This is a genomic window from Streptomyces sp. NPDC051776 (assembly GCF_040681345.1).
GTDB lineage: Bacteria > Actinomycetota > Actinomycetes > Streptomycetales > Streptomycetaceae > Streptomyces.
This window is the reverse complement of the sequence record NZ_JBFAYQ010000010.1, coordinates 55,943-72,358: the sequence shown is the minus strand read 5'-3', so window position 1 is coordinate 72,358 and position 16,416 is coordinate 55,943. Positions and strand designations below refer to the sequence as shown.

17 protein-coding genes and 1 pseudogene are annotated in these 16,416 nt (G+C 70.6%); 8 read left to right on the top strand and 10 right to left on the bottom strand.

Annotated elements, in window-relative coordinates:
* Positions 1-111 precede the first annotated feature (111 nt).
* Positions 112-1,035, bottom strand: a complete 924-nt coding sequence (locus AB0M26_RS10915) for a helix-turn-helix transcriptional regulator (RefSeq protein ID WP_365257956.1) — start codon at positions 1,033-1,035, stop codon at positions 112-114.
* Between the two features lie 90 nt (positions 1,036-1,125).
* Positions 1,126-1,368 carry a DUF397 domain-containing protein gene (locus AB0M26_RS10910; RefSeq protein WP_365257953.1) on the bottom strand — a complete coding sequence of 81 codons (243 nt, stop codon included), beginning with the start codon at positions 1,366-1,368 and terminating at the stop codon, positions 1,126-1,128.
* A 407-nt stretch (positions 1,369-1,775) separates the two neighbouring features.
* Here AB0M26_RS10910 and AB0M26_RS10905 point away from each other — a divergent pair, with 407 nt between their 5' ends.
* Positions 1,776-2,036 (top strand): hypothetical protein, encoded by a 261-nt coding sequence (locus tag AB0M26_RS10905; RefSeq protein WP_365257950.1) that lies wholly within the window; start codon positions 1,776-1,778, stop codon positions 2,034-2,036.
* 424 nt (positions 2,037-2,460) lie between these two features.
* Here AB0M26_RS10905 and AB0M26_RS10900 read toward each other — a convergent pair whose 3' ends face one another.
* Positions 2,461-3,087, bottom strand: coding sequence for a TetR family transcriptional regulator (locus AB0M26_RS10900; RefSeq protein WP_365257947.1), 627 nt, complete (start codon positions 3,085-3,087; stop codon positions 2,461-2,463).
* A 117-nt stretch (positions 3,088-3,204) separates the two neighbouring features.
* Between AB0M26_RS10900 and AB0M26_RS10895 the strand changes: the two genes are divergently transcribed.
* Together AB0M26_RS10895 and AB0M26_RS10890 are read left to right on the top strand one after the other, a co-directional pair.
* Positions 3,205-3,387, top strand: coding sequence for a hypothetical protein (locus AB0M26_RS10895; protein ID WP_365257944.1), 183 nt, complete (start codon positions 3,205-3,207; stop codon positions 3,385-3,387).
* A 12-nt stretch (positions 3,388-3,399) separates the two neighbouring features.
* A complete protein-coding gene (locus AB0M26_RS10890) occupies positions 3,400-3,678 on the top strand; it encodes a DUF4190 domain-containing protein (protein WP_365257941.1) in 279 nt (92 codons plus the stop codon).
* 162 nt (positions 3,679-3,840) lie between these two features.
* Here the strand turns inward: AB0M26_RS10890 and AB0M26_RS10885 are convergent, their stop codons facing one another.
* The gene (locus AB0M26_RS10885; RefSeq protein ID WP_365257938.1) at positions 3,841-4,263 is read right to left on the bottom strand and encodes an SH3 domain-containing protein; all 423 of its coding nucleotides are present in this window, start codon (positions 4,261-4,263) and stop codon (positions 3,841-3,843) included.
* A gap of 407 nt (positions 4,264-4,670) precedes the next feature.
* Between AB0M26_RS10885 and AB0M26_RS10880 the strand changes: the two genes are divergently transcribed.
* Positions 4,671-4,874, top strand: a complete 204-nt coding sequence (locus tag AB0M26_RS10880) for a hypothetical protein (protein ID WP_365257935.1) — start codon at positions 4,671-4,673, stop codon at positions 4,872-4,874.
* Here AB0M26_RS10880 and AB0M26_RS10875 read toward each other — a convergent pair.
* Positions 4,871-5,605: a polysaccharide deacetylase family protein gene (locus AB0M26_RS10875; RefSeq protein ID WP_365257932.1), complete on the bottom strand. Its 735-nt coding sequence runs from the start codon at positions 5,603-5,605 to the stop codon at positions 4,871-4,873. The two genes, AB0M26_RS10880 and AB0M26_RS10875, sit on opposite strands and share 4 nt — an antisense overlap.
* Before the next feature lie 426 nt (positions 5,606-6,031).
* Between AB0M26_RS10875 and AB0M26_RS10870 the strand changes: the two genes are divergently transcribed.
* Both AB0M26_RS10870 and AB0M26_RS10865 read left to right on the top strand, forming a co-directional pair.
* Positions 6,032-7,291: a S1 family peptidase gene (locus AB0M26_RS10870; protein ID WP_365257929.1), complete on the top strand. Its 1,260-nt coding sequence runs from the start codon at positions 6,032-6,034 to the stop codon at positions 7,289-7,291.
* Positions 7,292-7,321: 30 nt separating this feature from the next.
* Positions 7,322-8,449, top strand: a pseudogene (locus AB0M26_RS10865) (histidinol-phosphate transaminase); the annotation flags it as partial.
* Between the two features lie 217 nt (positions 8,450-8,666).
* Here the strand turns inward: AB0M26_RS10865 and AB0M26_RS10860 are convergent.
* Both AB0M26_RS10860 and AB0M26_RS10855 read right to left on the bottom strand, forming a co-directional pair.
* The gene (locus tag AB0M26_RS10860) at positions 8,667-10,628 is read right to left on the bottom strand and encodes an AMP-dependent synthetase/ligase (RefSeq protein WP_365257926.1); all 1,962 of its coding nucleotides are present in this window, start codon (positions 10,626-10,628) and stop codon (positions 8,667-8,669) included.
* Positions 10,629-10,733: 105 nt separating this feature from the next.
* Positions 10,734-11,663, bottom strand: a complete 930-nt coding sequence (locus AB0M26_RS10855) for an amidohydrolase family protein (protein WP_365257923.1) — start codon at positions 11,661-11,663, stop codon at positions 10,734-10,736.
* Positions 11,664-12,023: 360 nt separating this feature from the next.
* On the opposite strand from AB0M26_RS10855, the gene AB0M26_RS10850 reads away from it, so the two are divergent.
* Positions 12,024-12,524, top strand: a complete 501-nt coding sequence (locus AB0M26_RS10850; protein ID WP_365257920.1) for a metallophosphoesterase — start codon at positions 12,024-12,026, stop codon at positions 12,522-12,524.
* Positions 12,525-12,687: 163 nt separating this feature from the next.
* Here the strand turns inward: AB0M26_RS10850 and AB0M26_RS10845 are convergent, their stop codons facing one another.
* From AB0M26_RS10845 to AB0M26_RS10835, 3 genes are read right to left on the bottom strand one after another with little or no spacing between them, the layout of a single operon-like run.
* The gene (locus tag AB0M26_RS10845; protein ID WP_365257917.1) at positions 12,688-13,704 is read right to left on the bottom strand and encodes an NAD(P)/FAD-dependent oxidoreductase; all 1,017 of its coding nucleotides are present in this window, start codon (positions 13,702-13,704) and stop codon (positions 12,688-12,690) included.
* The gene (locus AB0M26_RS10840) at positions 13,701-14,222 is read right to left on the bottom strand and encodes an isoprenylcysteine carboxyl methyltransferase family protein (protein ID WP_365257914.1); all 522 of its coding nucleotides are present in this window, start codon (positions 14,220-14,222) and stop codon (positions 13,701-13,703) included. The genes AB0M26_RS10845 and AB0M26_RS10840 overlap by 4 nt, the downstream gene beginning before the upstream one ends.
* A 14-nt stretch (positions 14,223-14,236) precedes the next feature.
* Positions 14,237-15,295, bottom strand: coding sequence for a 3-oxoacyl-[acyl-carrier-protein] synthase III C-terminal domain-containing protein (locus AB0M26_RS10835; RefSeq protein ID WP_365257911.1), 1,059 nt, complete (start codon positions 15,293-15,295; stop codon positions 14,237-14,239).
* Between the two features lie 134 nt (positions 15,296-15,429).
* Between AB0M26_RS10835 and AB0M26_RS10830 the strand changes: the two genes are divergently transcribed.
* Positions 15,430-16,320 carry a UbiA family prenyltransferase gene (locus AB0M26_RS10830; RefSeq protein ID WP_365257908.1) on the top strand — a complete coding sequence of 297 codons (891 nt, stop codon included), beginning with the start codon at positions 15,430-15,432 and terminating at the stop codon, positions 16,318-16,320.
* The last annotated feature ends 96 nt before the right edge of the window (positions 16,321-16,416 follow it).

Sequence of the window (16,416 nt, the reverse complement as noted above, 5' to 3'; positions counted from 1 at the left end):
GTGTCCCCCTTTCGGTAGAACCGGGAGGAACCGAAATGCCGCGGTGGAAGCGAACAGCCGGGGGAGCGGGGGAGGGGGCCGGTCGTCCCCGCCCAGTGCCGAGTGAGCCGTTCAGCCCTGTCGTGCGTCGAGCTCGTCCAGCATGTTCACCAGGAACGGCAGGGTGGCCACCGGGCGTTCGGCCTCGGCGCTCAGCCGGTCCATCACCGACAGGTAGTTGTCCACGTCGTCGCGCTTGTCCAGATAGAGAGCGCTGGTGAGCTGCTCCAGGTAGACCACGTCGGGGAGATCGGGCTCCTGGAAGCGCAGGATCGTGACGGGACCGCCCGCCGCGGCCACACCGCCGAGGCTGAACGGCGCGATCTGCAGTGTGATGTGGGGCAGTTGGGTCATCTCGATGAGGCGGCGGAGCTGGGCCCGCATCACCCCGGGGCCGCCGATCGGGCGTCTGAGCACCGCCTCGTCGAGGACGACCCAGAGCCGGGGCGGGTCGGACTGGTGAAGAATTTCCTGACGGGCGATGCGCAGTCGAACCCGTCGCTCGATCTCCTGCTCAGAAGCTCGAGGATTTCCCAACTGAGTGACGGCTCGCGCGTATTCCTCGGTCTGGAGAAGCCCCGGGACGTACTGGTTCTGGTACGTGCGGATGACGGACGCTGACTCTTCGAGGCCGAGGTGCGTCTCGAACCAGGGCGCGAGGACGTCCGAGTACTGGTGCCACCAGCCGGGCGCGGTCGCCTGTCGCGCCAGCGCGAGAAAGTCGGCGCGCTCGTCGGGGTCGGTGATGCCGTAGAGGGTCAGCAGGTCCGCGACGTCCCGCTCCTTGAAGCCCACGCGGCCGAGCTCCAGTCGGCTGATTTTGGCGTGGGAACCGCGGATCGTTTCCGCCGCGACCTTGGTGCTCACACCGCTCGCCTCGCGCAACTTCCTCAGCTGCGTTCCGAGCACGATCCGGAGAGCCGTCGGCCCGCTCCGCGAGTGCTCGAGATAGCGCTGTATCGGTCGACGCTCATGGCTCGGCTGAGCGGCGGTCATACTGACTCCCCTGAGTGCATAGGTGAGAGCACAGTGTTCCACCCCTGGGCCGCCGCGTACAGCAGTCCTCGCCAATCCTCTACTGAACGGTCAGAATTGGCCGACCAGGGCGTCGAACTCGCCATCCTTGGCCCCGCGCAGGAACACTGCGATTTCATCCCGTGTGTAGATCAGTGCCGGCCCGCCCGGATCGCGCGAGTTGCGGAGCGCTATCCCGCCTCCCGGAAGCTGGGCCAGTTCCACACACTCTCCGTTGGGGTTGCTGTAGGTGCTCTTCCTCCACACCGCGCCGTCGATCTGAGTCGCGGGTATGCCGTTCTCGAACTTGTGCACTGTGACCGTTCCTCGGGGGGTGGGGTGCGATGGGTCAGGGAGAACTCAAGCCTCCCCCGCGTGCAATTGCAAGTGTTCTTGCAGACGTACTTGCAGCGGGTGGTCGGATGCGGGGATAGTGACAAGAAGTCAGGAACCACTGGTGACTCCGGACGCGGGGAGTGAACAGCCGTCAGCGGGATACTCAGGGCAAGCGGGTCACCGGTCGTCGGCGAACTCGCCTTCGATGCACGGCATGGCCGTGTCGGCATCGTCATGGACGCCCAGGGCGGCCGGGTCTACCTGCGCCGCCCGGAGGGCGGGCGTGAGTGGGAGGCCTCGCCCGAGGATGTGCGGCCTGCGCACTGTGCGGACCGAGGGCGTACGGTGAGCCGCGGTACGAGCAGCCCGTTGACGAGGAGGGCGCTGTGAGCGTGCACACCACCGATGGCGGCCGTGGCGGCTGGTCGATGGTCCGCGAACCGGCTCCCGAGGCCCCGCCGGCCGTCTTCGAGATGGAGTGCACGACCTGCGGTCATGCCTCGGGGCCCGCGGAGGAGCGAACCGCCGTGGACGAGTGGGCCGTTCGCCATGCGGCCGGCCATCCGGCGCACTCGGGGTTCCGGGAGATCGTGCACCGTTTCTGGCGGGCACTGCCCGCGAGCCCGTCGGACGGGAAGGCGGCGTAGCGGCCCGGCACTCAAAACCCTGCTCCGTGGGACGGCGCCGATCAACTGCCGCTCGTCGGCCAGCGGTTCACGGACGCCATGCCAACTCGCTGCGTATGATGGGTCCTTTGCCGCGGTCGTCAACGCCCGACCGCGCTGCCGCTCCCACTCGGTCCAGTCGCCGGTGGGCCGCTTCAGGGTGGGGTCCCCGTCGGAAGCCGGCCGGATACCGAGACCAGCCGGCCCCCGTCGGGAAGCCGACCGGATACCTGCACCAGTCCCGGATCCGGGATCTCCGGCCCGTCGAAGAAGGCCCGAACGGCCTGGTGCTGCCGCGACGGCCGGCATCCCGGGAGCAGGAACCGGACAGGGGTAGGTCCTCAACCGCCCTTCCTCTCAGGGGGGTCGGGGAAGGGGTAAGCGTCCAGCCGATGCCCGCGCCGCGTCACCCGCTCTGCCAGTGCCGGCAGCCGACGCTGACCAGCCGGAGCTGCCGGCGAGCGGTCGCCGCGATCCGTTCTTCCGCCGGTGCGCCCGGCCCGGCATCGAGGAGCGCCGCGGCTGTGGTCACCATGTGATCGACGAGCAGCTTCGACAGTATCCGCATGTCGTCGGCCGTCCAGCTCTCGTACACCGGATACGGGGAGAGCGAACCGGCCACCTCCTCCGCGAACCGCTCGAGTTCGGCGGCGATCGCCTCGCGTACGGCCCGTACGCCGCCGTAGCGCTCACGGGCGATGAAGCGCATATGGGGGCGATGGTCCCGGACGTAGCGGACGATGGCGTCGACCGCGCTGTCGATCCGGCCCCCGGCCTCCTTCTGCTCGGCGAGTATCGCCCGAATCGCGGTGTGCAGACTGCCGAAGGATTCCTGGACCAGGGCGGCGCCGAGGTCGGGGATGTCCCGGAAATGGCGGTAGAAGGCGGCGGGGGCGACTCCTACCTCCCGGGTGACCTCGCGCAAACCGAGGCTGCTCAGGCTCTGCTCCTCCAGCAGGTGCAGTCCGGCGTCCAGCAGCGCCTGACGGGTCTTCAGTTTCCTGGCCTGCCGCACCCCGCAGATGTGACTCATGGCATTCAGTAAACAACCGTTCTCTGGGCCGGTCTACTGTACTATCGAGTCAGTGAACAGTTGTCACTCCAATTGTTCACCGACCATCCTTCGAGGCTTTCCACAGAAAGGCCGGACATGCTGTTCGTAGTCGCAGCACTTCTCCTCCTGGGAGTCCTCGTCGGCGCCGCAGCCCACCTCCCGCTCCCGGTCACCCTGATCTTCGCGACCGTCATCGGCGGGTGGCTGCTCGCCTTCGGAATCCGCGAGCGCGTCGCGCACGGCAGGCGACCTCTGACCGGTGCGGCCGACCACCAGTAAGGGAGCTGAATCATGAACCTCTCCGCATCCGTGGGACGCCGCACGGCAGCACCCGGCCGTCAGGCCGACGGCATGGCCGTCGCCTCCTTCGTCCTCGGGCTGATCGGCCTGCTGGCCTTCAACCTGATTCTGGGCCCCAGTGCCCTCGTCCTGGGCGGCATCGCGCTCGCCCGGGGGACGCGCCGGCGCGGCCGCGCGCTGCTCGGGATCGGACTCGGCGTCGCCGACCTGATCGTTCTGGCCGCACTCGTCTCCGCCGACAACACCGTGAGCTGGCAGCTCACCGGATGACACGCGACCGTATGACCGTGGCTTGCCGGTCCGCGAAACCGTCCGTCCGGTGCCCGGACAAGCCCGTAGCCCTGACGGCAGGACGCTCCGTCAGGGCTACGGGCCGCTGAAGGGGGTTGCGTGCTCCGGGAGGTGTGATCTCCGGGCGGGGGTTGCCGCCGCTCAGCCCATCGCGGTCTTGGACTGCATGGTGTCGTTGAGCGGACTGCGCTGTACGTCCTTGCAGTACTTGACGAACCCCGTGTTGTCGACGTACTTCGCTGTGACCCAGTTCGGCCGGTCGCGCAGCAGGTACCAGATCTGGTTGCCGTTGATGTTCTGGGCGCGGACCTTGCACTTGAGGCCCACCTGAGACCGGTGCTTGAGAAAGCCGCGCACCGACGAGTCGGTGCTGGGGTACTGCCGCTCGTTCACGCCGGACGGGGTGACCACCGTGCCGTAGGGCCGGGCGGGGGCGGGGGCGGGGGGCGGGTAGGCGTGTGCCGGGGTCGCGGCGAGCAGCGAGCCGCCCAGGGCGATCGCCGCGGCGAAGGCGCCCGACCCCGCGGTCAGCCGCGCGCTGCGCATGTTCAGGACTTTGGACATCGTCTTCTCTCCTACTCCTTGCACCACTTGGCGCATATGCATATTCCAGCTCTCAACAAGACATAAACGACATAACACCACCGATCGGGTGGTGCACTGACGTCCTGTCATACGCCCGCGCCGTCGCGCCCGATCGCCAGTGGTGCCATGCCGTCACCTGTGCGCCCGCTCGTGTGACCTTGGACGTCCGCCAACAGCGCGGTCGGTTGCGGCCCGCCCGGCGATGTTGTAGTAGACGCCAACGGGGACCGAGCACCAGTCGCAGCGTGCACGGGCGGCGATGCGAGGGGTGTTGCTGGTGCCACCCCGGGTCCGGGTGGTGGCGCCAGTGCGGCGCGGGGTGTGTTCCGGGAACAGTGGGCGGCCGGGGGCGAACGGACGGCTTCCGCTGAACCCAAGGGGGGCTCATGGCCAACGGTTGCCGTGACTGCAGGACGTGTACGAAGGCCGGTCTGACCCGGATGGGGCAGGACTGGGTGCTGGCGTCGGTGTATCTGTGCACGGTGGGGTTGCTCTTCGTGGTGAAGCGAGGGGTCTTGAGGCATTGCCCGCAGTGCAAGCATCTGCTCAGCGGCCACCGCCGCCGTATCGACGGCTCGTTCCAGGACTAGCCGCAGTCGAGCGGAAGAGGCGCGTTCACGCTCACCGGTCCGTTGTTCCGGCAGAGCTGATAGCCGTCCTTCTCCAGGTCGTCGATGATGCCGGGCACGGCGTCGGGGAAGTTGTAGTCGAGATGGCCGAGTACGACGCCCCCGTACTTGTCCTCCACCGGAGCGTTCCGCACGATCGAGCGGATGCTCGCGACGCTCCGATAGGCGCCGTCCGGCTGCTCCCAGTCCAGGGTGTCGACGGTCCAGGTGCAGATCCGGTACCCCAGCGCCGCCGCCTCGGACTCCTCCCGCGCACCGAACGCGCCATACGGGGGTCGCAGCATGTTGCTCCGCACCCCACTGCTGATCTCCATCCGGACCTCGTCGTCGGAGAGCGCGGGCAGGCGCGGATGTGAGAAGGAGTGGTTGGCCACCCAGTGGCCCTGCTCCCGCAGTGTGGTGACGATGTCGGGGCGGCCTCCGGCGTACTCGCCGATCAGGAAGAAGGCGGCCCGGATTTTGCGCGCGTGGAGATACGCGCCGGTGCGCGTCGCGCGGTCGGGGTCGGCGTAGGGCCAGTCGTCGAAGGTCAGCAGGACGCGCGAGGAGGTGTTGCCGCAGCGAGTGGCGTCGTACCCGGCCGGTGCCGCGGCCCGCTGAGGAGCTGGCGCGGCGCTGGTGGCCGTTGCCGTCGTCAGGACATGGGCGAGTGCCATCACGCCGGCGGCGATCCCGGCCATCGGTCTTCTCACAGTGAGCGCTCCGTGCTCTCCTCGGCGGGCCTTGCGGGCACCGTATGGTGCTCGGTGGGGGAGGGGCGCGTCATACGCGTCGTACGGGTGACGGGCCGCCAGATCCCTCCCGGCGCGGGCCCGTCGGGTCTTCACCGGATCGGCGTGCCGGGCCCACGCCGAAGGCAGCAGTGACAGGGGTGTGGAGCTGCTGGGTCCGTACCCGGCGATGCTGTGCGGAGCGCCCGGTCGGCGTATCTCCGAACGGCCGCGCGGGCTGCGCGTGTGCGCGACTCCACGGGCGGTCCGGGGCGTGTCCGGTGCCCTCTCGGCTCAGCGGCCCGAACGGCGGATTTCGGTTCCCATTGAGGATCTGGCGGCCGGCATCCGTATGAGTAGGGGCAGACTCGTCCCCCACTGGAGGTCAGTGAGTTGAATCACCGACGTGTGAACAAGCGGACCGGCGCGATAGCCGGAGCCGGCGCGATCGCCGTTGTGGCAGCGGCCATCATTCTGCCCAACGCCAACGCGAGCACGGAGGAAGAGCCCAGCCCCAAGGCTCTCGCTCCCCGGGCTGCGGCGCTGCTGGGCTCCACCCTTGCCCAGGACCTCGGGCAGGACGCAGCCGGCTGGTACTACGACGGCGGCAGGGACCGCCTGGTGATGAACGTGCTGGACGAGAAGTCCGCGGAGGCGGCCCGGACCAAGGGCGCCGAGGCGCGGATCGTCGAGAACAGCACGGCGGAGCTGCGAGGCGCCACCCGCACGCTCGGTTCCACGGCCTCCGTGCCCGGCACGGCCTGGTCCATCGACCCGAAGACGAACAAGGTCGTGGTGACCGCCGACAGAACGGTCACCGGAGACAAATGGGACACTCTCACCTCTGCGACCGGCCAGATGGGCGGCATGGTGACCGTCAAGCGGTCGGCCGGTGAGTTCAAGCCGTTCGCTGAGGGCGGCGACGCGATCTTCGGCGGCGGCTCCCGCTGCTCCCTCGGCTTCAACGTCACCGTGCAGGGCGCTCCGGCGTTCCTCACCGCGGGTCACTGCGGCAACGCCTCGGAGACGTGGGCGAGCGACCAAGCCGGCAACGAGCCGCTCGGCACGGTCGCCGAATCGCAGTTCCCCGTGAGCGACTTCGCCCTCGTGACCTACGACGACCCCAACACCGAGGCGCCCAGCTCGGTCGACCTGCAGGACGGCACCCAGCAGGAGATCACGCAGGCCGCCGAGGCGAGTGTGGGCATGGAGGTGACGCGCAGCGGCAGCACGACGGGCGTCTTCTCCGGCACGGTCACCGGTCTCGACGCCACGGTGAACTACGGCAACGGCGACATCGTCAACGGTCTGATCCAGACCGATGTGTGCGCCGAGCCGGGTGACAGTGGCGGTTCGCTGTTCTCCGGTGACGCGGCCGTCGGACTCACCTCGGGTGGCAGCGGCGACTGCACCCGGGGCGGCGAGACCTTCTTCCAGCCGGTGACCACAGCTCTGGAGGCCACGGGTGCCGAGATCGGCTCCGGCGGCGCGGACCAGGGCGGCGGCGATGCCGGTGCCGGTGACGAGGCCGGTGGCGACCAGATCGGTGGCGGCGACCAGATCGGTGGCGGCGACCAGGTCGGCGATGGTAACCGGGCCGGTGGCAACGGGGTCGGTCGCAACGGGTCCGGTCGCGGGCAGGCCGCCGACGGCGGCCTGCTGCCGTAGGGGACCGGCACTGTGTCCCAGCCCTTCGACATGGGGCTGCTGCGCAGCAGCGCGCACAGCCCGTCCTGGGCCATGCTCAACCGGCTGGCGCCGGAATCCGGCGCCAGCCGGTCGGGCCCGGCCGTCCGCGGTGAGCCGCAGGAGCGGCTCGACTTCTGCATCCCGTGCAACCCGTACTTCCCCACCCCGGAGGTGTTCGCGCGGCTTAGGGACTCCCTGGAGTCGACGCTCACGTACTACCCGAGCGACACCGACACCATCACCGCAGAGCTCTGCAGCGTGCTGGGACTGAATCCGCAGACAGTCGCCATGGGGAACGGTTCCACAGAACTGATCACCTGGTTCGACCACCTGCTCGTCAAGGAGAGCCTCGCCGTCCCCATCCCGACCTTCGGCCGCTGGACGGACCAGCCGATGGAGACCGGCAAGCGGGTGGACATGTTCCCGCTGCGCGAGGACCAGGACTTCGCTCTCGACCTCCAGGAGTACGTGAAGTTCATCCGCCGCCGCGGTTCCCGTGCGGCCGTGGTGTGCAACCCCAACAACCCCGACGGCGGCTATCTCAGACGGCAGCAGATCCTCTGGCTGCTCGACGAACTGGTGGACCTGGATCTAGTCGTGATCGATGAGTCGTTCATCGACTTCGTCGACGCCGAGCGGTCCGCATCCGTCGCCTCGGAGGCGGCCGTACGGCCGAATGTGATCGTGCTCAAAAGCCTCGGCAAGAACTTCGGGCTGCACGGCATCAGGTTCGGCTACCTCGTCGCCAACCCGGCCCTGGCGGGCACCGTCCGCAAGGCCCTTCCCAAGTGGAACCTCAACTCCTTCGCCGAGACCGTCGTCTTCATGCTGAAGGAGTACGCGGCGCCCTACCGCAACAGCCTCACCCTGGTCTCACGCGACCGGGCCAACATGTCCCTCGCTCTCGCCGGCCTCCCCGGACTGGTGGTCTTCCTCTCCCAGGGCAACTTCCTCCTGGTCAAGCTTCCCGACGGAGTCGACGGCGCGGTGCTGAGGGACCGGCTCCTCGCCGAGCACGGGGTGTTCGTCCGGGAGTGCGGCAACAAGCTAGGCAGCAGTAGCCAGTTCCTGCGCCTCGTGGTCCGGCCGTACGAAGACGTGCAGAGGCTGATGACCGCGCTGCAGGCCACGCTGTACCCGGCGCCCCCCGCGTACGACTACGACTACGAGCCGCAGCAGCCGTTGCGGGCCCTGACGGGCTGACACGGTCGTGCCCGCCGGCCGTTGGCCGGCGGGCACGACCCCGGGGGAACGTGCATGGCGCCGTGTCTCTCCGGCACTTCCGCACCTCCGCTGCACCTGAGCCGCTCCGCGCCTCGCGGCCTCGCACCTCTACGGCCGGCACCACGCAGCTCTACGGCTCGTACAGTGCCTCGATCTCCTTGGCGAAGTCGCGGTTGACCGCCTCCCGCTTGATCTTCATCGACGGGGTCAGATGCCCGCTCTCCTCCGTGAAGTCGACGGGGAGGATGCTGAACCGGCGGATCGATTCGGCACGTGAGACCGACGCATTGGCCTCTGCCACTGCCTGCTGCATTTCGGCGCACAGCGCGGTGTCGAACACCAGCTCCTCCTGCGACAGTTGCTCCTTGCGGTGGATGATCTTCCAGTGCTTCAGGCCGTCCGGATCGAGGGTGAGCAGGGCGACGATGTACGGGCGGTTGTCGCCGATCACGATGCACTGGCCGACCAGCGAGTGCGCCCGCAGCCGGTCCTCCAGCGGTGCCGGGGCGACGTTCTTGCCGCTCGCGGTGATGATGATCTCCTTCTTGCGGCCGGTGATGGTGAGGTAGCCGTCGGCGTCGAGTTCACCGATGTCGCCGGTGGGGAACCACCGTTCGCCCTCGTTCAGGAGCGTGGCGTCCCTGTCGCCGTGCAGCGAGGGCGAGGACGGGGGCAGGCCGACGGTGAACGGCACGGCAGCGCGCAGCTTGGAGTTCCAGTATCCGGAGAACAACTGACCGCCGCGGATGAGGACTTCGCCGTCTTCGGCGATACGGACGGCCGTGCCCGGGAGCGGCCATCCGACCGTACCGAGCCGGGGCTTCAGCGGTGGCGTGACGGTGGCCGCGGCCGTGGACTCCGTCAGCCCGTAGCCTTCGAAGATCTCGATGCCCGCGCCCGCGTAGAAGGCGGCGAGGTGGTGGCCGAGCGGGGAGCCGCCGGAGATGGCGTATTTGACCTTGCCGCCGAGTGCGGCCCTGATCCGGCGGTAGACCAGCGGATCGTAGAGCGCCCTGGCCGCCCGGAGGCCCACACCGGGGCCACTGCCCGTGCCGTGTTCCTCCGCCTCGTGGGCCTCGCCCCACCGGCCGGCGATGCGCGCGGCGCGGTCGAACGAGGCGGCGCGGCGGCTGCGTTCGGCCGTAGCCCGCGCCGTGTTGTAGACCTTCTCCAGCACGTAGGGCACGACCAGGAGGAACGTCGGCTCGAAGGCGGCGAGGTCCGCCAGCAGCGGCTCGGTCTTCAGGCTCGGGGTGTGCCCGAGCCGTACGCGGGCGCGCAGGCAGGCGATGGTGACCATCCGTCCGAATACGTGGGACAGCGGCAGATACACCAGGGTGGACGCGGGCTCGTCGGTCACCGACTTGAAGCAGGGGTGCAGAAGCTCGATGGCGTTGTCCACCTCGGACAGGAAGTTGCCGTGCGTCAGTACACAGCCCTTGGGGGTGCCCGTCGTCCCAGAGGTGTAGATGAGGGTTGCCACGGACTCGGGCGAGAGCGCGGCGCGGCGTGCCGCCACCTCGCTCTCGGAGACGTCCCGCCCCGACTCGGTGAGTTCCTCGATGGCACCCGCGTCGAACTGCCACAGGTGGGCGAAGCCCGGCAGCCGGTCGAGTTCGGCGTCGATCAGCAGCGCCTCGTCCACGCCCTCGACGGCGCAGCCGACGGCTCCCGTGTCACGGATGATCCAGCGGGTCTGCTCGGCCGAGGACGTGGGGTAGATGGGGACGGTGATGAGCCCGGCGGCCCAGGCGGCGAAGTCCAGGAGCGTCCACTCGTAGGTCGTAGGGGCCATGATCGCGAGCCGGTCGCCGGGGCGGAGACCGTGCGCGATCAGCCCCTTCGCGGTGGCCAGCACCTCGGCGGCGAACTCGGCAGCGGTGACGTCCCGCCAGGTGCCGTCCGGCTGTTTCCGGCTGAGTACGGTCTCGGCCGGGGCCTCGGCCGCGTTGTCGAACGGGATGTCGGCGAGACTGCCGCTGACTGCCGGTGGTACGAGCGGGGGAACGGAGACTTCCCGTACCACTCCGTCCACCACGATCTTCCTCGGCTCCACCAGGACGGGTTGTGCCGGGCTCCGCTGCACGGACACGAGTCGCTCCTCTCCTCTCGGCCGGTCCATTCGGCCGGCTGAGAAGAGGTACGGCGCAAGGGGGCCGGATGCTCAAGGGCGCAACGAAACCGTTTTCTCCGCAGCTCAGGCGGGGGTGTACCAGGATTGGGCGGTGTCGTGGAAGAGCATCCGGCGGTGGGCCGAGGAGAGGTCCGCGAAGATCGTCTCGTAGGCGTCGTACACCGCGTCGAAACCCGACCGCAGGTGTTCGATGGGCAGGTCCGAGCCGAGCATGCACCGGTCGGGGCCGAACGTCTCGACCACGGCCGGAAGCCACGAACTGAGCTGGCCCGGCGTCCAGTTGCCGAAGACCGTCCCCAGGGCGTCGATGCGGGTGGCGGCGTTGGGGTGCTGTGCGATGCGCGCCAGCCGCGCCAGGTGCTCACGCCGCCCGGACGTGCTCAGATCGGTGGGCCAGCCGAAGTGGTCCACGACGAAGCGCAGTCCGGGGTGCTGCTCCACGAGCGCGGCCACATCGCCCAACTGCTCGCCGGTGGCTTCCACCGTGGCGACCAGACCGCTCTCCGCGAGCAGCGCCAGATGCGTACGAACGAGGTGGGCGTTGCCCGCGGGTCCCCGGCTTCCAGGTGTACCGGTGCCCGCGAGGACGCCGCCCAGGCGCACCCGCACGCTGGTGATCAGCGGTACGTCCCGGCAGCGGCGCAGAAAAACGGCGAATCCGGGCGAGGCGGGATCGCCGAGGGTGACGAGCCCTCTGACCGGTCCGTCTCCGGCCTGCTGGTCCGCCACCCAGGCCGCCGCGGCGATCGGGTCGGCGGCCCCGGCGTCCGACCAGATCACGCCGGTCACGCCACGGCCAGCGGTGTCGCGCGCGTAGTCGGCAAGGGTGTAGCGGTCGGGCAGGGCGTCGTAATTGCCGATGACATGGCGCAGCATCGTGCGGTCGGAGAGCCAGTAGACGGGGTTCGCGGCCTGGTCCCACAGATGCACGTTGCTGTCGAGAAGGGGGCCGTGATCGACGTGGGGGCCGAGGCCGGGACCGGTGGACGCCATGCCCGCCATCATCACCGACGGGCAGGAGAGCGCCGCGGATCCGCCGCGCAGGGCGACCGCGGTCGGACGGCGGGTTTCATCCGGACGCGCGTCGACCGCGCTGTACGGGGGAGGCGACGGCTGCAGGCGAGCCGCAGGAGGTGTCCGTCCCGTACACGTGGGAGGTGTCCGCCCCGTACACGTACGAGCTGTCCGCCCCGTACACGTACGAGCTGTCCGTCCCATACATGTAGGGCCCGTACATGTAGGGAGGTGTCCGCCCCGTACGGCCCCCGTGAGGGCCGGCGTCCGTCGAGCAACCGGTGATCGCTTCCCCGTACTTCGGCAGCACCCGGGGGGCGTCCGTTCTACGGTTGGGGCGTGCACCTGCTGCTGACCTCCGACACCCACCTCCCCTCCCGCGCCCAGGCCCTCCCGGACCGGCTTCTCGCCGCGGTCGACCGGGCCGATGTGGTCATCCACGCAGGCGACTGGATCGACGCCGCTACGCTCGACCTCCTCCAGGCGCGGTCGAAGCGTCTGATCGCGGTGTACGGCAACAACGACGGCGCCGAGCTGAGGACCCGGCTGCCCGAGGTTGCGTACGCCGAACTAAACGGACTGCGCTTCGGCGTCGTCCACGAGACCGGCCCGTCCCGGGGGCGGGAGCGCCGCTGCGCCGCCCGCTTCCCGGACCTGGACGTGCTCGTCTTCGGGCACAGCCACATTCCGTGGGACACCACGGCCGAGGGCGGGCTGCGCCTGCTCAATCCCGGCTCGCCGACCGACCGCAGGCGCCAGCCGCACTGCACGTACATGACCGCCGAGGTGACGGCGGGCGTGCTGGGCGAGGTCGAGGTGCACCGGCTGCCGCGCCGCTGACCGCATCGGATCCGGCGGCTCACTTCGGGTCCGGCGGCTCACTTCGGGTCCGGCGGCTCACGTCGGATGCGGCGGTCCGCGTCCAGATGCGGCGGTCCGCGTCCAGATGCGGCGGCTCACGTTGGCCCCTCCCCGCGCCGTCCGCCGCTCCGGGTTCGAGGCCTCACTGGAGTGCCCGGACCGCGGCCCGGAACACCGGAGGCAGCGCCGAGGCAGCGGGCACGATCAGACGCGCTGTGCCGGCGCGCCCGCTCAGCCCCAGCAGCGCGCACGTCAGCGCGCGGTGCCGGCGGGACAGCCTGCGCCACGCCGCCTCGTAGGAGCTGGGCCGCCCGGTGGACAGGCAGCGCACGGCGGCCTCCGCCGAGGCGAGCGCGAGGGCGATGCCCTCGCCGGTCAGCGCGTCGACATAGCCTGCCGCGTCGCCGACGAGCAGAACACGTCCCGCGACCCGTCCGCGTACGCGCTGCCGCATCGGCCCCGCGCCGCGCAGCGGCGTCGCCGGGCGCGCACCGAGCAGGGGAGCCAGGCGTGGGAAGCGCGCGAGATGCTGGTCGTAGCCGCACCGCTCCCGGCTCAGTACTGCGACCCCCACCAAGTCCTCGCCCACGGGCGTCACGTACGCCTCGCCCCAAGGCGACCAGTGCACCTCCACGTGGTCCGTCCAGGGCCTCACTCGGTAGTGGCGCCGCAGGCCGTAGCGGCGCGGTGCCCCCCGGCCCGGCAGGTCGAGTCCCAGCGCTCTGCGCAGAGGGGAGTGCAGGCCGTCCGCAGCGATCAGCCAGCGCGCCCGCAGCCCTGCAGCCGCCACCCATTCCTCGCCCTGGTCCGCTCCGTCGACCCGGCCCTCCACCACGCCGACCCCCAGTTCGCGGGCGCGGTGTGCGAGGGCTGCGTGGAGGACCGTCCTGCGGACACCGAGGCCCGGGGCGCCGTGGAAGCGCGCATCGGCGGACCGGTGGGCGTCCAGGTAGCGGATGCCGCGGAGGCCGTGACCGCCGACGTGCGCGCCGATGGCGCGCAGCGCCGCCACGCCGCTCGGCATGATGCCTTCGCCGCAGGCCTTGTCGACGGGTACGGCCCGGGGCTCGATCACCACCGCCTCCATGCCGGCGAGAGCGGCGTGGATGCCTGCGGCGAGCCCCGCCGGGCCGCCGCCCGCCACCAGCACATCGATCACGCGCGGGCGCCCCGCGCGGTAGAGAGCGCGGCCTCCTCGCAGCGGATGCGCGTACTGAGCAACAAGGTGTTGCACAGCGTGAAGACGACGGCGGTGACCCAGGCGCCGTGGACGAGGGGGAGGGCGGTGCCCTCGGCGGCCACGGCCACGTAGTTGGGGTGGCGCAGCCAGCCGTAGGGCCCGCCGGTCACCAGCGGCAGATCCGGGACCACGATCACCCTGGTGTTCCACTGCCGTCCCAGGGTGGCGATGCACCACCAGCGCAATGCCTGCGCGGCGACGACGACCCCGAGCATCGACCAGCCGACGGCCGGCATGAATTCCGGTGCGCCCACCCATACTTCGACGAGGCACCCGGTCAGCAGGCCCGTGTGCAGCAGCACCATGGCCGGGTAGTGCGAACGCCCCGACTCCGAGCCGCCGTTCGCCAGGCTCCACCTCGCATTGCGGCGGGCGAGGACGAGTTCGGCCAAGCGCTCCGCCGCGACCGCGAGCACCAGCACCGTGTACCAGATCACCACGTCTCCCTCATCTACCAGCGCAGCAGCACGAGTTCGGAGCAGAAGCCGGGACCGAGGGCGAGCAGCAGCCCCGGTGTACCGGGCGGCGGACACCGCTCGGCGAGCGTGTCGCGCAGGACGTGCAGCACGGAGGCGGAGGAGAGGTTGCCGATCCGCTCCAGGGACCGCCACGTGACGTCGAGCGCGCCCTCCGGCAGGTCGAGCGCCTCGGCGACGGCTTCCAGCACTTTCGGGCCTCCCGGGTGGCACACCCATGCGGCGATGTCGTGGCGCTTCAGGTCGTGGTCGCCCAGGAAGGCGTCGACGTCGTCGGCGAGATGCCGCCGTACGACGTCGGGGACGGTCGAGTCGAGCACCACCCGGAACCCGCTGGCGGTGATGTTCCAGCCCATCACCCGCTCGGTGTCCGGGTAGAGGCGGCTGCGCGAGGCCACGACGACCGGGCCCCCGGGCGCCGGCACCCGCTCGCCGCCGCAGCAGACGACCGCGGCCGCGCCGTCACCGAACAGCCCTCCGGCGATGAGGTTGGCGGGAGAGGGATCGTCGCGCTGGAACGTCAGCGAGCACAACTCGACGGACAGCAGCACCGCGACGTGGTCCGGCCAGCCGCGGAGGTAGTCGTGGAGACGGCCCAGCCCGGCCGCTCCCGCGACACAGCCGAGTCCGAAGACGGGGAGGCGCTTGAGGTCCGGGCGCAGGCCGAGCCGCCCGACGAGGCGCGCGTCGACGGACGGCGCCGCGATGCCGGTGACGGAGGTGAACACCAGCAGGTCCACGTCGTGCGGCGAGATCCCCGCCGCGTGCAGCGCGCCCTCGACCGCCTCCGCGCCGAGCTCGACCGCCGCGGTGATGAACGCGTCGTTGACCGCCCCGAATCCGTCGAGCGCACCGTACGCGTCGAGGGGCAGCACCGTATGGCGGGTGCGGACCCGTGCCGAGGCGTGGAAACGGTCGAGCACGGCCCGGCCCGCGCCGTCCGGCAGACACGTACGGGCCATCAGGTCGGTGATCTCCCGCTGCCGGTGACGGTGCGGTGCCAGCACCCCGTGGACGGCGGCGATACGGCTCATCCGGCTTCTCCGATGGGGCGGCGTGGATGGACCTCAACGGATTCCCCCGCCCGCCCGCGGGCCATGCCGCCGGTCACTCGTCCGGGCCAACAGCCTGACCACCGCGGCGGCTTCCCTATCCATAGGATCCTGCGGTGGCATCCGAAGAACTCCGCACTCATGACGCTCCATCAGCCGCCGCGGTCCGTCGCACGGACACCGCAACCCGGCTGGTCCGTGCGCTGCTGATGGCATGTCACCCCGTGCCCAGCGCCGCGGTGACCCTCCTCGTCACCGGGCTGGCCGTGAGCGTGGGGAGGAGCGCCGGGGGGTGCGCCCTCGTGGCGGGCGCGGTGGCGTCGGGCCAGCTCTCGGTCGGCTGGTCCAACGACGCGGTCGACGCCGCGCGCGACGCAGCCGTGGGTCGCTCCGCCAAACCGGTGGCGTCGGGTACGGTGCCGGCCCGGCTCGTTCGGTGCGCGGCGCTGACCGCCCTCGCCCTCTGCGTACCGCTCTCGCTCGCCTCCGGGCCGCTCGCCGGGGCGGCGCACCTTGCGGGGGTGGCGGCGGCCTGGGCGTACAACCTCGGGCTGAAGGCGACACGGTGGTCCTGGCTGCCGTACGCCATCGGCTTTGCGAGTCTTCCGGTGTTCGTCGCCCTGTCCCTGCCCGGCGGCCCGTGGCCCCCGTGGTGGCTGGTGGCGTCGGGCGCACTCCTCGGCGTGGGAGCCCATCTGGCCGATGTGCTGCCGGACATCGGCGACGATCTCGAGGCCGGGGTACGCGGCTGGCCGCAGCGGCTCGGGCCGGGGCGGGTGCGGCTCCTGTTGCCGGTACCTCTCGTGGCAGCGTCGGCGCTGCTGATCCTCGCGGCCCCTGGGCCCGTCGGTGCGGCGGGCGCGGTCTGCCTCCTGGGTGTCGGGACAGCCGTGATCGGAGCGGCGCTGCTGGGGAGGACCCGGCCCCGGGTGCCCTTCGGCGTGGCAGTGGGCGTCGCCGGGATGGACGTGATCCTGCTGCTGTGGCGCGGTGCCGGTGTCTCCTGACCGGGCGCGGACGGCATGACGTGGGCACGGACCCGTCAGGCGGGACCGCGTTCCGTGCGGCTCGGCGGTGCGAGGTGCGCGATGCGGTGCGCGCGA

Bases quoted from the DNA above. Each gene is read 5' to 3' on its own strand.
- AB0M26_RS10915 (WP_365257956.1), bottom strand. From the start codon at position 1,035: ATGACCGCCGCTCAGCCGAGCCATGAGCGTCGACCGATACAGCGCTAT.
- AB0M26_RS10900 (WP_365257947.1), bottom strand. From the start codon at position 3,087: ATGAGTCACATCTGCGGGGTGCGGCAGGCCAGGAAACTGAAGACCCGT.
- AB0M26_RS10895 (WP_365257944.1), top strand. From the start codon at position 3,205: ATGCTGTTCGTAGTCGCAGCACTTCTCCTCCTGGGAGTCCTCGTCGGC.
- AB0M26_RS10890 (WP_365257941.1), top strand. From the start codon at position 3,400: ATGAACCTCTCCGCATCCGTGGGACGCCGCACGGCAGCACCCGGCCGT.
- AB0M26_RS10885 (WP_365257938.1), bottom strand. From the start codon at position 4,263: ATGTCCAAAGTCCTGAACATGCGCAGCGCGCGGCTGACCGCGGGGTCG.
- AB0M26_RS10880 (WP_365257935.1), top strand. From the start codon at position 4,671: ATGGCCAACGGTTGCCGTGACTGCAGGACGTGTACGAAGGCCGGTCTG.
- AB0M26_RS10855 (WP_365257923.1), bottom strand. From the start codon at position 11,663: ATGGCGTCCACCGGTCCCGGCCTCGGCCCCCACGTCGATCACGGCCCC.
- AB0M26_RS10835 (WP_365257911.1), bottom strand. From the start codon at position 15,295: ATGAGCCGTATCGCCGCCGTCCACGGGGTGCTGGCACCGCACCGTCAC.